The following is a 13,586-nucleotide window of genomic DNA, read 5'->3' as shown; positions in this document are numbered from 1 at the left end:
TAATTTTCATTCGTTTTTTTTGTAAACAAATGTTCGCTATTATTTGAAAAATAAGTCAGGTAAGCTGATATTTATAAGGTTGCTGTCCGTAATATATTGAAATTATGTACTACGAAGACGAATTGCTTTTGGTTGAAGAAGTAAGAAGAAACGACGATTCTGAGGCTTTGGCTCAACTGGTGGAAAAGTATCATCCAATGATTGACAATTTGGCTAGTGAATATTTCATTACTAGTTTTGACCGTGATGATTGGTATCAAGAGGCCTTTATTACTTGTTTTGATGCCTGCAAAATTTTTGATGGCTCAACCGGATCAAAATTCGGTAGTTTTTTCAAAATGAAATTTAAGCATCATGTGATCGACTTAATCAGATACGAGAATGCCACCAAGCGGAAGGTAAATGGAATGACGGAATCGCTTGATGAAGTGGATCAATCGACAATGGTCAGTCCCAGTCAAAAAAATATGATTGAATTTGTGGAGCAAGTTAGAAAAGCTGCAGGTAAGATGAATCATAGTGAGCTAGTAGCTTTACGCTTTACCTTCGGCAATTTGAATCTTGATGAGGCTTGTAAGCAAGCAAAATGTTCAGATAAGAGCTTACGGTCAGCAGCTTCCAAGTGTAAAAAGAAAATCCAAAAGGCTAACGAAAAAGATTTGTCATAAGATTGCAATGGACAAAATATCCCACAGAGTTTACAATTAATAAGATTAAGATATAAATTGGACTTTGGAGATAAACATGGGATTAAGAAAAGTTGCCCTTGCTTGTACAGTTTGCGGTTCACGTAATTACACAATTACTGAAAACCCTAATCGAACAGAACGTCTAGAAGTTAAAAAGTTCTGCAAGCACTGCGGTAAACATACATTACATAAAGAAACAAGATAACCTGGAGGAACAAATGAAACTATTTAAATTTTTTGGTAGTGTCAATAAAGAAATGAAATTAGTTGTTTGGCCTACATTTAAAGAAAACAGACGTGATACATGGACTGTTATCGCAACATCACTAATGTACGCAATCTTCTTTGCTTTAGTTGATTGGGGTATCATTGCACTATTGCAACACTTTATCATGGCTAAATAGATTGTAAGAACAATAAAAATTTGCTATGATATGAGTAATGAGAGAAAACTTCGACTTGTTCGAAGTTTTTTTATTTTGAATTTTGGAGGAAATTATGGCTGAAGCTGGCGCAAAACAATGGTATGTATTGCATACCTATTCAGGATACGAAAATAAAGTTAAAGAAAATCTCGAGTCACGTGCTCAATCAATGGGTATGGAAGATTACATTTTCCGTGCAGTTGTTCCTGAAGAAGAAGAAACAAAAGTTAAAAACGGTAAAGAAAAGAAAGAAATGGAAAAGACTTTCCCTGGCTACGTTCTTGTAGAAATGGTTATGACTGACGAATCATGGTTCGTTGTTCGTAATACACCAGGTGTTACCGGATTTGTCGGCAGTCATGGTTCTGGTAGTAAGCCAGCACCACTATTACCAGAAGAAATTGATAACATCTTGAGCGAATTTGGTATGGATGCTCAAAAGCCATCTGACTTTGAAGTTGGTGAAACAGTTAAGATCACTGACGGTGCTTTCTCAGATATGACTGGTAAGATCACCGAAGTAGATGATGAACACAGAAAACTTAAAGTTGACGTTGATATGTTTGGTCGTATGACTTCAGCAGAAGTTGACTTTACAGCTGTTGAAAAGCAAAATTAGTTATTGTCAGAACTAGTAGACCGTGCTACTATATAACGGTATGTTTTTGAGACATACATGTGGGAGAGAAAATTTATATTCTCATCATGACCACATCACGGAACAAGGAGGTATGCACCGTGGCTAAAAAAGTTGCTAACGTAGTAAAATTACAAATCCCTGCTGGACAGGCTACTCCAGCTCCTCCAGTTGGTCCTGCTTTAGGACAAGCTGGTATTAACATTGTTGCCTTTACAAAGGACTTCAATGCACGTACACAAGATCAAAAGGGTATGATTATCCCTGTTGTTATCTCAGTATACGAAGACCGTTCATTCGATTTCGTTACAAAGACACCACCAGCTGCTGTTCTATTGAAGAAAGCTGCTGGCGTTGAAAAGGGCTCTGGCGAACCTAACACAAACAAGGTTGCCACAGTTACTGAAGACCAAGTTCGCGAAATTGCTGAAACCAAGATGAAAGACCTAAACGCTGCAAATGTTGAATCTGCAATGCGTATGGTTGCTGGTACTGCAAGAAGTATGGGCTTTGAAGTAAAGTAAAAGACTAGATTTAAGCAGGTTACAGGGATGTGAAAACATTCTTAACAAGTGGGAGGAGAAAATCTTATTCTCCGCATAGACCACAAAGCAAGGAGGAACTTAGCATGGCTAAGCATGGAAAGAAATATACTGAAGCATTAAAACAAGTAGATAAAAACAAAAACTATACTGCTGAAGAAGCTGTTGAGTTATTAAAGAAGGTTGACTTTGCTAAATTTGACGCAACTGTTGAAGTTGCTATCAATTTATCTGTAGATCCAAAGCAAGCTGACCAACAAATTCGTGGCGCTATCGTACTACCTAATGGTACTGGTAAGACACAAAAGGTTATCGTCTTCGCTGAAGGACAACAAGCTAAAGATGCTGAAGCAGCTGGCGCTGATGTTGTTGGTTCAGATGATCTTGTTGAAAAGATCCAAGACGGTTGGCTAGACTTTGACGTTGCTGTTGCAACACCACCAATGATGGCTAAAGTTGGACGTTTAGGTCGTGTTCTTGGACCTAAAGGTTTGATGCCTAACCCTAAGACAGGTACAGTTACAATGGATGTTACAAAGGCTGTTAATGATATTAAAGCCGGACAAGTTACATATCGTGTTGACTCAAACGGTCTTATCCACGCACCAATCGGTAAGATTTCATTTGATACAAACAAGATCACTGAAAACTTTGACACATTCTACAATGCTATCTTGAAGGCACGTCCTGCCTCACTTAAAGGTAACTATGTAACAAGTGTTAACATGACATCTACATTTGGACCTGGTCTAAAGATCAACGCTTAATTAGTGTTGACTAACTACCAAAATAATGATAGATTAATATAGTTGATTTCTACCGAAGACTCAGGTGATGAAAGTCTTAATATCCTGCCGAGGCCAGAAGATTATTTCACTTAATCTCTGTGTCCCTTGGGCACAGAGATTTTATTATTTTTAAGCCGAAATTTGTAGATATTAACTAAAAAATTGTGGAGGTGAAACGTAATAATGAAGCAAGATGTATTAGCAGCAAAACAAGCACAAGTTGATGAAATTGCTAAACAACTTACAGGCGCAAAGTCAGTAATCGTTATCGATTACTTAGGTCTTACAGTTGAACAAGCAACTGAAATGCGTGCTGAATTACGTGAACAAGGTGCTACAATGCAAGTTATCAAGAATACTATCTTGAGACGTGCAGCTGAAAAAGCCGGTGTTGAAGGCCTAGAAGAATACTTCGTTGGACCTACAGCTATTGCTTACTCAGAAACAGATCCTGTTGGACCTGCTAAAGTAGCAGCTAAATTTGCCAAAGATGTTGAATCCGTTGAAATCAAGGGTGGAATCATCGAAGGTAAAGCAGCAACTCTTGATCAAATTCAAGAACTTGCAACATTACCAGACAGAGATGGCTTGCTATCAATGTTGGTATCTGTATTACAAGCTCCAGTTCGCGACTTTGCTATGGTTGTTAAGGCCGTTGCAGACTCAAAAGACGACGAACCTGCCGCTTAATTAATTAAAAAAATAAAACTCAATATTTGGAGGATACAATAATGGCTTTAGATACACAAAAGATTATTGATGATTTAAAAGATGCTTCAATTCTAGAACTTAACGACCTTGTTAAGGCTATTGAAGAAGAATTTGACGTTAAGGCTGCTGCTCCAGTTGCTGCTGCCGGTGCTGCTGGTGGCGATGCTGCTGCAGAAAAAGACTCATTTGACGTTGAACTTACAGAATCAGGTCAAGAAAAGGTTAAGGTTATCAAGGAAGTTCGTGGTATCACAGGACTTGGCTTGAAGGACTCAAAGGACCTTGTTGATGGCGCTCCTAAGGTTATCAAGGAAGGCGTTGCTAAGGCTGACGCTGAAGACATGAAGTCAAAACTAGAAGCTGTTGGTGCAACAGTTACATTGAAGTAATACACTTTAATGATAAAATTAATCCTCGTAAGAGGGTTTTTTTTTACCCTCAAAAGGATAGGTGGAAATTATGGCTAATCAATATTTTGAAAATGATCCTAATTTGGAACATGAACTAAAGAACTTTAATTTCACATTACGTACGCACAATTTTGACTTTATGTCTGACAGTGGCGTCTTTTCCAGACAAACGATCGACTACGGTTCACGTGTCTTGATCGAAGCGATTGATTTTCAAAATATCCCAAACGGCAATATTCTTGATGTCGGTTGTGGATATGGTCCAATCGGTTTAGCTTTAGCAAAAGACCAACCTAAACGCCTTGTTACCATGGTCGACGTTAATTTAAGGGCTTTAGATTTAGCAAAGAAAAATGCTTCTAATAATCAAGTTACTAACGTTGAAATCTATGAGTCTGACACGTATAAAAGCGTTACAGGCAAGTATGCACTGATCGTATCTAATCCACCAGTTCGGGCAGGAAAAGAAGTCGTCACATCAATTTTGGCCGATTCAAAGGATTATTTAGAACCTAATGGTGAATTGTGGATTGTCTTGCAGAAGAAACAAGGCGCACCGTCTGCAAAGAAATTGATGGATCAGACGTTTGGCAATGTTGAAGTTGTTACTCGTGATAAAGGATATTACATTTTGAAAAGTAAATTGATTTAAAATATTTTGCAATGTGTTATATTCATATTGGAGGCGCTTGCAGATGAAAAAGAAAATCGTAATTGTCACAATATTATCGTTAGTTTTGGCAGGAGTACCGTTGGCAATCTATGCCGCTGTCAAATTCATGAAGAATAAGAAAATCAACAAAGAACGGGCAAGACTCGAATCTTATGTTGAAAAATATTTACATGGAAATGAAAGTTTAATGGAATTCGTGGGAACTTTGTCAGATGAGCAAGTTAAAGAATTATTGGATATTCTTGACAAGATTCAAAAAGAACAAAATCAGCTCAAGCTCAAAGCTCCAGTTTTCCCCAAATACTTAGAAAAGAAAGTAACCAATTTAATTAGTTAAAAATGATATTTTCAGAAGAAAAAATAAATGAATATATGGACTTAGCACTTGCTGAAGCTAGAGAGGCTGAGAAAAGGCGAGAGGTTCCAATTGGTTGTATCATCGTCGACAATCAAACCGGTGAAGTAATTGCTCATGGCTCTAATGAACGTGAGGAAACACAAAATGCCATCAAACACGCAGAAATAATTGCGATTGAGGCAGCTTGTGAAAAAGTCGGTAGTTGGCGTTTAGAGCATACTAGCTTATTTGTGACACTCGAGCCTTGTCCAATGTGTGCTGGTGCGATTATTAACAGTCGCATTGAAGAGGTTATTTATGGAGCCTTCGATCCCAAGGCTGGATCAGTTGGTTCAATCAATAATCTCTTGGCAGAAACCCGTTATAATCACCAGCCAGAAGTCTTAAGTGGTGTCAAAGCCGAGGAATCTGCACAACTTTTACAGAATTTCTTTCGAGAAATTCGACGCAAAAAGTAGCATTTTATAGAATTTTATAGTACTATAGTTATTGCCGTAAGGCCTTAGGGCAATGGTGCTCTTGTGAATCGTGTCAGGTTCGGAAGAAAGCAGCACTAAGTAAGGTGTGCCATGTGCCTTTTGTTATGTATATTAGCCTCCTAATCTGTTCAGGATTAGGAGTTTTTTTGTGTTAAAATTTATATATCAGTTTTTTTGAAGGAGTAAAAATGGCATATCAAGCACTTTATCGAGTTTGGCGTCCCCAAACTTTTTCTGATGTAATCGGTCAAGATGTCATCACCCAGACACTACGAAATGCCGTGGCTAGTCATATGACCAGTCATGCTTATTTATTCAGTGGTCCTCGTGGAACGGGAAAGACATCCTGCGCCAAAATTTTAGCCAAAGCTGTTAACTGTTTGAACCCGCACGATGGCGAACCTTGTAATGAGTGCGAGATTTGTCAGGCAGCTAATGAAAATCGTTTGAATGATGTGATCGAAATCGATGCCGCTTCAAATAATGGTGTCGAAGAGATCCGTGATATTCGTGACAAAGTTAAATATGCACCGACTGAAGCCAAGTTTAAAGTTTACATTATTGATGAAGTCCACATGCTTTCACAAGGGGCTTTCAATGCCCTGTTGAAAACTTTGGAAGAGCCACCAGCTAATGTCATGTTTATCTTGGCCACAACTGAACCGCAAAAGATCCCAGCGACGATTATTTCTCGAACTCAAAGCTTTAATTTCCGTCGCATCTCGTCGCAAGATATTTTGGACCGCATGGTTTATATTTTGAATGATAAACATATCAAGTATGATGAAGAAGGGCTGAATATTATCGCAGCCTCGGCTGAAGGTGGAATGCGTGATGCTTTAAGTATCTTGGATCAGGCGTTATCATACGGCGACGATGAATTGACGCTCAAAAATGCTCAAGAAGTTACAGGTGCTTTGAGTAATGAACAGATTGTTTCGTATATGACTGCAATTGCCGATAATAAACCTGACCAGGCGCTGACTAGTCTGTATCAAATTTTAGCTAGTGGTCGGTCAGCGTTACGTTTTACGGAAATGTTGATTCGGGTATGCCGTAATTTGATCCTGTATAATTCCAATTCAGATTTATCAAAGCAGATGGATGGTTCGGTGATGACTAAGGATTTATTGGCGATTGCGGATAAGTTTGACAATAGTCGCTTATTTTATATCGTCGATCAAGTCAGTGCCACGCAAAAGAATCTCAAGAATTCTAACCAAACTGATATTTATATGGAAATTTTAACTGTTAAAATTAGTGAACCAGCAGTTGTGAGTGCTTTGACCCAATCAAGCACTGAAAGTGATACCGAGCAGACGAAGGTCGAAAATATTGAATTAGATAAGCTGCGAGATGAAGTGTCGCATTTACAAAATGAAGTCAAAGATTTGTCCGCGGGAACGATTAAACCGACAGCTACGACTAAACCGAAGACTCGCCGCCGTGCAAACAACAATACCCGTTTGAATAAGACTGCGATTTATAAAGTCTTAGGTAGTGCAACCAAAGATGACTTAAATTCTGCTAAGGATATTTGGCCCGATTTAATGAGTATGCTTTCTATCTCACAACGTGCTATGATGAAAGTCTCAGAACCAGTTGCTGCTTCGGCAGATGGTATCGTAGTTGCCTTTGATTACGCCTTGTGGTTCGAGCAAGTTCAAGAAGATAGCAAGTTTTTGAATGAGTTGACTGACAATGCCAGCCGGCTTTTGAAAAAAGATTGCCAAATCGTCTTGGTACCAAAAAAAGATTGGCCTAATATTCGTAAAGAATATATTGCTAATAATATTGATTCTAAACAACCAAAAAATGTAAAATCAAATACAGAAACTAAAAAGACTAATCCCACCGTTGATGAAGCTCTTAAACTGTTTGGTGACGATATAGTTGATGTTAAAGATGACTAGGAGGAATTTTTACAATGAGTAAAGGAATGCCAAATATGGGCGGAATGGGTGGCAACATGGCCAACATCATGCGCCAAGCTCAAAAGATGCAAAAAGAAGTTCAAGCTACTACTGAAGAATTGAACAAGACTGAATATTCAGGAAGTTCAGTAGATAACTTTGTCACAGTTAAGGTTACTGGTGACAAGAAAATAGCTGACTTAACAATCAGTGAAAAGATCATTGATCCGGATGATCCTGACACTTTACAAGATATGTTAATCGATGCTTTAAACAATGCCTTTGAAGCCGTAGATCAAGATAAGCAAGCTAAATTAGGTAAATACACAAATGGGTTGATGTAATGAAATATCCAGAACCAATTTCTAAATTAATTGATAGTTACATGATGTTACCAGGTATTGGCCGCAAGACTGCTACCCGGATGGCATTCTTTACGCTTGGGATGGATAAAGAACAAGTGCAAGAGTTTGCCAACAATTTAATTTCCGCTAAAACTGACCTGAAATCATGTCGAATTTGTGGAAATATCACAACTGAAGAGATTTGTCCGATCTGTAGCGACAAGAGCCGTGATCAATCGACGATTTTAGTTGTTGAACAAGCCAAAGATATCATGTCGCTTGATGATACTAATGGTTACAATGGTTTGTACCATGTACTTGGAGGCGTCCTTTCACCAATCGATGGTGTAGGTCCAGAAGATTTGAATATCAAGTTGTTGTTGAATCGCTTGAAGGAGAACAAGAACGTCAAGGAATTGATCATCGCCACCAATGCGACTCCAGAAGGTGAAGCAACGGCTCAATATTTAGCCAAATTAGTTAAGCCAGCCGGAATAAAAGTAACTAGACTAGCACATGGATTAGCCGTCGGTTCAGATATCGAATATGCTGATGAGATGACTCTAAAGAGTGCCGTTCTAGGACGCAGGGAGATTTAACATGTTTGGTAGAAAAAAATTAACCGTGCAAAAAAAAGAAGACGATCGTCTTCTCAGTAATATCCATGTGATCCAACAACGGATCAGTAATACTCAAAGGATGATCAACAATTCAGTGGATGTTGATGATCAAACTAGACTTCATTTGAAACTTGACAAGCTCAAGTATCAGTTTTTGTATTTGGAAGCTAGGAGACGAAAGGCTCAAGCTAAGTCAACGACCAATATTATTTTCGGTGATGAGGATACTTTTTTGAAGCAGCCTAGTCGTGCGGAAAAGCACTGGTAAACCACTAATCTGATAATTTTAATTGGTTGTGTGTGGGTTCACTGCCGGCTTCCGTTCGGCTCTGAGGGGTCTGGAACGCCATGGGCATCGCTTTGAAACAATTGAAATGCGCAATTGTTTCAAAGTCGAGCCTTGTTCTAAGTGTGCTTCGCCCACTAAGAACAATTTCATGGCTTAGACCCCTCAGAGCTCTCACTACAGCCTAGGATGTTAAAACATGTTTGGATATCCCTCAAGTGAACAAGTTCAAGGGCAATAGCAAGTTCAAAGGCTAAAGATTAGGGTCAAGAACTTAAATCTTAAAAGATAAAATGAACTGGTGTCTTTAAATGAATTAATATCTTTAATAGAAATTAGAAAATGTATTGAATTGATATGATTATGTCAGTTCAATACATTTTTTGTCTTATCCTTTATCTTTTTCCCTTAAGCACTAAGGTTTTCCAGCTTCCACTCCTACCAAGCAAAATAAGCAATGGAGGATTCCTATAAATATCACTAACAAATCAAATATGCAGTATCCTAGTCAGGAGCGGAAGTTCTGGGGGATATCAGTGGTGAAATTTTACTTAATTGGCGTCTTTTGCCAATTTAGTAAAAGGTCGAACTTGAAGACAAGCGGTCTTCTTGGCTCCAAGTCGGCCCACCACGTTCCATATCCCCCAGAACTGGAGCGGATGACGGCAGTGAACATACACCCCCGTCTCTTCTTCTATAATCTTTCATTTATTTGAATTTTCAAGTAAAATAGTAGTAATCATTAGGAGAGATTAACTTATGTCAGGAATTTTTATTTCGTTTGAAGGACCAGATGGAGCAGGCAAAACAACTGCTTTGAAGAAACTTATGCCACTATTGCAGGCTAAAACAAAACGTGAGGTTGTGCTTTCTCGTGAACCTGGGGGTAGTCCCATTTCTGAAAAAATCCGCAAGATTATTTTGGATATTCATGATGAAGAAATGGACTCCCGAACTGAAGCTTTATTATACGCTGCGGCAAGAAGACAACACTTGATCGATGTGATTTTACCAACTTTGGAAAAAGATAAGGTTATGTTGAGTGATCGCTTTGTCGATAGTTCTATTGCCTATCAAGGCGGTGGTCGTGAAATCGGAATGAAAGCGGTCGGTGAAATCAATGATTTTGCCATCGATGGTCATTTACCTGACTTGACGATTTACTTTGATGTTACTCCAGAGGTGGGCTTAGCTCGGATCAGAAAAGACCATGAAGGCGCTATGGACCGTTTGGAGAAGGAAGCTATCAGTTTCCATCAGCGGGTCTATGACTCATATATGACAATCGTCAAGGCTAATCCAGAGCGTATTAAGGTAATCGATGCTCAGCAGAGTCCGGACCAAATTGTTGCTGAGACGTTAGATATCATTGTTAAAAAGTTTCCAAATATTTTTAATCAAGGAGAATAATCATGAAACTTATTGTAGCCATTATTCAATCAAAAGATAGTCAACAATTACAAGCAAATCTTGTGAAAGATAATTTTAGAGCTACCCAATTGTCATCAACTGGTGGTTTTCTAAAGGCCGGTAACTGTACATTCTTAATCGGTGTGGAAGAGGAAAAAATCGATGATGCTTTGGCAATCATCAAGAAAACTTGTCACACAAGATCTCAATTCGTTACACCAACATTTCTTATGCCAGAAGCCGCTTCTAGTTTGAGTGAACCAGTTGAAGTTCAAGTCGGTGGAGCAACGTGCTTCATCTTGCCTGTTGATAAATTTGTGAGATTTTAGAATGGAAAAAATTATTGAAGAGCAACCTAAGGTTGTTCACGAATTTCAAAAAATTATTTCTGCCAAGATGTTGTCACATGCTTATTTGATCGACAATGCTTCCTCTAAAATTAGACAACAAATGGCAATTTGGTTGGCCCAGAGTCAGTTTTGCGAACATTTGCAAGGTGGACTTCCTGACCAAACGTGTCAAAAATGTCAGACGATTGCTCTTGGGGATAATCCTGATGTTTTGGAGATCAAGACCGACAAGCAGAGTATCGGTGTGGATGACGTGAAGTTTTTCAAAAAAGAAGCCAATATGGCCGCTACCCAAGGTAATCGACGAATCTTGATCATTGATGAAGCTGAGAAGATGACAGTGCAAGCTGCGAATAACTTGTTGAAAACGATTGAGGAACCAGAAGGTAACTTGATGATTATTTTATTGGCCGATTCATCTAAACAAATTTTGCCAACTATTTTGTCGCGTGTGCAGATTTTTCACCTATCGAATCAGAGTAATAGCGATGAAATTGCTAGTTTAGTTGAGCAAGGTTTTAAAGAAGAACAGGCACTGCGTGCTTTGAAGAGTTCGGATATAAAATATTTAGAAGCTATAACTGGTGAAAAATATCAATCGTTAACTACAGCACTCACCAATTGGTTGAAAGAAGTTAACAATCAAAAAATAAATTGTTTTGTCGACATACAGACTGATGTCATGCCATTAGTCGAGAATAAAGATCAACAACATTTGGTTTTCGACATGTTGAATCAAATATTTAGTGATATATTATCAATTAGGTACAATTTAGAAAAATCGATTTTAACCAAAGTTGATCTCTTGAGCCAAAAGAGCATACCACAATTGGTTAAAATGTCCGATGAATTATTCACAGCTGAACAGATGTGGAAAAGTAACGTATCATTTCAAGCTATTCTAGAAGATTTATCATTAAAATATGTAGATTAGTAGGTGAAAATATGGCAGAGAAGGATTTATATGATGAATTTGAGACGATTACTAATCAATTGAATGATATAAGTAAAAAAGTTTCTTTGCTAAAAGAGGAGCTATCTAAGACTCTTGAGGAAAAGGAAGAGTTGAAGATTGAGAACCAAAATCTTCGTAAGCATTTGGAAAAAATGGGTTATGAGGATAAAGATGTTAAAGGAAATGAATTGTCATACTCACGGTTAAACTTAGAGAGTTTATATCGCAAGGGATTCCATGTATGTCAGCAATTCTATGGGACCCATCGTAAAGATCAAGAAGAATGTATCTTTTGTACAAATGTTCTTTATGGCAGTAATGACAAGGGTCACAAAAAAGTTAAAATTAGATAAGGGGAGCTATTTGAATGAAAGAACAAAGGAGTTTTGTTGATAATTCGAAGGGCTGCCTTTTTTTAGTGCCAACACCAATTGGTAACTTAGAGGACATGACTTTTCGGGCTGTTAACACGCTCAAAGAAGCAGATTTGGTAGCGGCAGAAGATACCCGTAATACCAAAAACTTATTAAATCATTTTGAAATATCAACAGAATTAATAAGTTTTCATGAACATAATACTGCACAGAGAATTCCAGAATTAATAGAAAAAATGAATGCTGGTCAAAAAATTGCTCAAGTCAGTGACGCAGGTACGCCTTCAATCAGTGATCCTGGTAAAGAATTGGTCAAAGCAGCTATCAAGGAAAAAATTCCAGTCGTGCCTTTACCAGGAGCTACTGCCTCGGTGACAGCATTAATTGCATCAGGAATTGCTCCACAGCCATTTTATTTTTATGGCTTTTTGCCTCGCAAGGGTAAGGAAAGAACTGCAGTGTTAGTTGATTTGGCTCAGCGTTTCGAAACAACGATCGTGTATGAATCACCTTATCGTGTGAAGAAAACGATCCAAGATTTAATCGAAAACTTTGGTCCTAAGCGCCAGATAACCTTAGCTCGTGAGTTGACCAAAATTCATGAGGCCTTTTTACGAGGTACGCTTGAACAGGTGGCTGATTATTATCAAGAAAATGATCCTAAAGGGGAGTATGTTTTGATTATTTCTGGGAAACCAGTTGAAGCAATCAAGGCAGAATCAGATTCTGATTTAGTTTCCGCAATCGACGATTTAATTGAACAAGGCCAAAAGCCTAACAAGGCTATTAAAGAAGTCGCTTTGCAAAATGGTTTGAAAAAGCAAGCGGTCTATAATCTTTATCACGGAATTGGAGAGGAAGAATAGTGACTGAGAAACAAACATATTCTATCGAAATGGAAGTACCATATTACTTCGTTAACTTTTCTGGCGAGATGCGTCTATCTGCTTTGATCGACATCATGCTCTTGACTTCAGAGAAGCAATTACATCAGTCTGACGTTGACAGTACTGAAATGGTTCAAAACGAAGGTCTTGGTTGGGTCGTCGTCCAATATCACATGGATATCGAGCAAATGCCTAAGCTAGGACAGAAACTGAAAATTACTACTCAAGCAACTAGCTATAACAAATATTTCTTCTACCGAAACTTTTGGATCGAAGATGAAACTGGTGCAACGATTGTAAAGGCTGAGAGTGCTTTTGTTTTGATCGATATCAAGGAACGTAAAATCGTCAGTGCTGCTGACCGATTGGCTGATAAGTTTGGTGCCGAGGAAACAAGCAAACTGAAGCGGTTTAATCGTTTGAAAGTTCCAGACAGCTACGACTTTGAGCAACCGCAACATATCGGTTACTACAATATTGATGTTAATAAACATGTTAATAATTCATATTATTTCGATTGGATGGTTGATACCTTAGACTTCGATTTTATCGGCAGTCACAGCTTAAAGAGCATGGATATCAAATATGATAAAGAGTTAAATATGGAGAGTGAACCAGTGGCTTATGCCAAAATTGATAATACGAATAATAAATCTATTCATTGGATTAAGGATGGGGACGTTCTGAACGTTGTAGCACAATTAGAGTGGAAAAATAAATAATTTCCGAAACTAA

At 38.2% G+C, this 13,586-nt stretch carries 21 protein-coding genes, 1 other RNA gene and 1 other annotated feature; all 22 genes read left to right on the top strand.

All coding sequences use genetic code 11. The features are described from left to right. Window positions 1-128: 128 nt before the first annotated feature. The 22 genes from ACYT32_RS09445 to ACYT32_RS09340 all read left to right on the top strand — a co-directional run bounded on the left by ACYT32_RS09445 (window position 129) and on the right by ACYT32_RS09340 (window position 13,573). Window positions 129-668: a sigma-70 family RNA polymerase sigma factor gene (locus ACYT32_RS09445; RefSeq protein WP_461793428.1), complete on the top strand. Its 540-nt coding sequence runs from the start codon at window positions 129-131 to the stop codon at window positions 666-668. A gap of 76 nt (window positions 669-744) precedes the next feature. Further along, the gene (gene rpmG, locus ACYT32_RS09440) at window positions 745-894 is read left to right on the top strand and encodes a 50S ribosomal protein L33 (RefSeq protein WP_075887434.1); all 150 of its coding nucleotides are present in this window, start codon (window positions 745-747) and stop codon (window positions 892-894) included. A 13-nt stretch (window positions 895-907) separates the two neighbouring features. Further along, window positions 908-1,093: a preprotein translocase subunit SecE gene (secE, locus tag ACYT32_RS09435; RefSeq protein WP_395265803.1), complete on the top strand. Its 186-nt coding sequence runs from the start codon at window positions 908-910 to the stop codon at window positions 1,091-1,093. Window positions 1,094-1,187: 94 nt separating this feature from the next. Then, the gene (nusG, locus tag ACYT32_RS09430) at window positions 1,188-1,733 is read left to right on the top strand and encodes a transcription termination/antitermination protein NusG (RefSeq protein WP_395265804.1); all 546 of its coding nucleotides are present in this window, start codon (window positions 1,188-1,190) and stop codon (window positions 1,731-1,733) included. Between the two features lie 119 nt (window positions 1,734-1,852). After that, window positions 1,853-2,275 carry a 50S ribosomal protein L11 gene (rplK, locus tag ACYT32_RS09425; protein ID WP_025085249.1) on the top strand — a complete coding sequence of 141 codons (423 nt, stop codon included), beginning with the start codon at window positions 1,853-1,855 and terminating at the stop codon, window positions 2,273-2,275. A gap of 104 nt (window positions 2,276-2,379) precedes the next feature. Beyond that, window positions 2,380-3,060: a 50S ribosomal protein L1 gene (rplA, locus tag ACYT32_RS09420; protein ID WP_395265805.1), complete on the top strand. Its 681-nt coding sequence runs from the start codon at window positions 2,380-2,382 to the stop codon at window positions 3,058-3,060. Window positions 3,061-3,094: 34 nt separating this feature from the next. Further along, window positions 3,095-3,214: a sequence feature (ribosomal protein L10 leader region), on the top strand. A 50-nt stretch (window positions 3,215-3,264) separates the two neighbouring features. Beyond that, the gene (gene rplJ, locus ACYT32_RS09415) at window positions 3,265-3,771 is read left to right on the top strand and encodes a 50S ribosomal protein L10 (protein ID WP_395265806.1); all 507 of its coding nucleotides are present in this window, start codon (window positions 3,265-3,267) and stop codon (window positions 3,769-3,771) included. Between the two features lie 41 nt (window positions 3,772-3,812). Then, window positions 3,813-4,181 (top strand): 50S ribosomal protein L7/L12, encoded by a 369-nt coding sequence (gene rplL / locus ACYT32_RS09410; RefSeq protein WP_395265807.1) that lies wholly within the window; start codon window positions 3,813-3,815, stop codon window positions 4,179-4,181. 70 nt (window positions 4,182-4,251) lie between these two features. Continuing rightward, on the top strand, window positions 4,252-4,854 hold the full coding sequence (locus ACYT32_RS09405; protein WP_395265808.1) for a class I SAM-dependent methyltransferase: 603 nt from the start codon (window positions 4,252-4,254) through the stop codon (window positions 4,852-4,854). A 43-nt stretch (window positions 4,855-4,897) separates the two neighbouring features. Further along, entirely contained in the window at window positions 4,898-5,212 is a 315-nt protein-coding gene (locus ACYT32_RS09400) for a hypothetical protein (RefSeq protein ID WP_395265809.1), read from the top strand. A 2-nt stretch (window positions 5,213-5,214) separates the two neighbouring features. After that, the gene (locus ACYT32_RS09395; protein ID WP_395265811.1) at window positions 5,215-5,691 is read left to right on the top strand and encodes a nucleoside deaminase; all 477 of its coding nucleotides are present in this window, start codon (window positions 5,215-5,217) and stop codon (window positions 5,689-5,691) included. A 43-nt stretch (window positions 5,692-5,734) separates the two neighbouring features. Next, an RNA gene (gene ffs, locus ACYT32_RS09390) (signal recognition particle sRNA small type) lies at window positions 5,735-5,817 on the top strand. 83 nt (window positions 5,818-5,900) lie between these two features. Further along, window positions 5,901-7,625, top strand: a complete 1,725-nt coding sequence (gene dnaX / locus ACYT32_RS09385) for a DNA polymerase III subunit gamma/tau (protein ID WP_395265812.1) — start codon at window positions 5,901-5,903, stop codon at window positions 7,623-7,625. A gap of 35 nt (window positions 7,626-7,660) precedes the next feature. After that, a complete protein-coding gene (locus tag ACYT32_RS09380) occupies window positions 7,661-7,969 on the top strand; it encodes a YbaB/EbfC family nucleoid-associated protein (RefSeq protein ID WP_395265904.1) in 309 nt (102 codons plus the stop codon). Beyond that, window positions 7,969-8,568, top strand: coding sequence for a recombination mediator RecR (recR, locus tag ACYT32_RS09375; RefSeq protein WP_395265813.1), 600 nt, complete (start codon window positions 7,969-7,971; stop codon window positions 8,566-8,568). The genes ACYT32_RS09380 and recR overlap by 1 nt, the downstream gene beginning before the upstream one ends. A gap of 1 nt (window position 8,569) precedes the next feature. Further along, window positions 8,570-8,857: a YaaL family protein gene (locus tag ACYT32_RS09370; RefSeq protein ID WP_395265814.1), complete on the top strand. Its 288-nt coding sequence runs from the start codon at window positions 8,570-8,572 to the stop codon at window positions 8,855-8,857. A 777-nt stretch (window positions 8,858-9,634) separates the two neighbouring features. Next, window positions 9,635-10,285 carry a dTMP kinase gene (gene tmk, locus ACYT32_RS09365; protein WP_395265815.1) on the top strand — a complete coding sequence of 217 codons (651 nt, stop codon included), beginning with the start codon at window positions 9,635-9,637 and terminating at the stop codon, window positions 10,283-10,285. Window positions 10,286-10,287: 2 nt separating this feature from the next. After that, window positions 10,288-10,614 (top strand): cyclic-di-AMP receptor, encoded by a 327-nt coding sequence (locus ACYT32_RS09360; RefSeq protein ID WP_395265816.1) that lies wholly within the window; start codon window positions 10,288-10,290, stop codon window positions 10,612-10,614. Window position 10,615: 1 nt separating this feature from the next. Beyond that, window positions 10,616-11,569 (top strand): DNA polymerase III subunit delta', encoded by a 954-nt coding sequence (locus ACYT32_RS09355; protein WP_395265817.1) that lies wholly within the window; start codon window positions 10,616-10,618, stop codon window positions 11,567-11,569. Window positions 11,570-11,580: 11 nt separating this feature from the next. Then, window positions 11,581-11,943: an initiation control protein YabA gene (locus ACYT32_RS09350; protein ID WP_395265818.1), complete on the top strand. Its 363-nt coding sequence runs from the start codon at window positions 11,581-11,583 to the stop codon at window positions 11,941-11,943. Window positions 11,944-11,957: 14 nt separating this feature from the next. Then, a complete protein-coding gene (gene rsmI, locus ACYT32_RS09345) occupies window positions 11,958-12,830 on the top strand; it encodes a 16S rRNA (cytidine(1402)-2'-O)-methyltransferase (RefSeq protein ID WP_395265819.1) in 873 nt (290 codons plus the stop codon). Next, window positions 12,830-13,573, top strand: a complete 744-nt coding sequence (locus ACYT32_RS09340; protein WP_395265820.1) for an acyl-[acyl-carrier-protein] thioesterase — start codon at window positions 12,830-12,832, stop codon at window positions 13,571-13,573. Before rsmI ends, ACYT32_RS09340 begins: the two co-directional genes overlap by 1 nt. Window positions 13,574-13,586 lie beyond the last annotated feature (13 nt).

Source organism: Companilactobacillus sp. FL22-3 (assembly GCF_054881455.1).
Note: the sequence above shows the minus strand (reverse complement) of the source record. Positions and strands in the feature narration are given on the sequence as shown.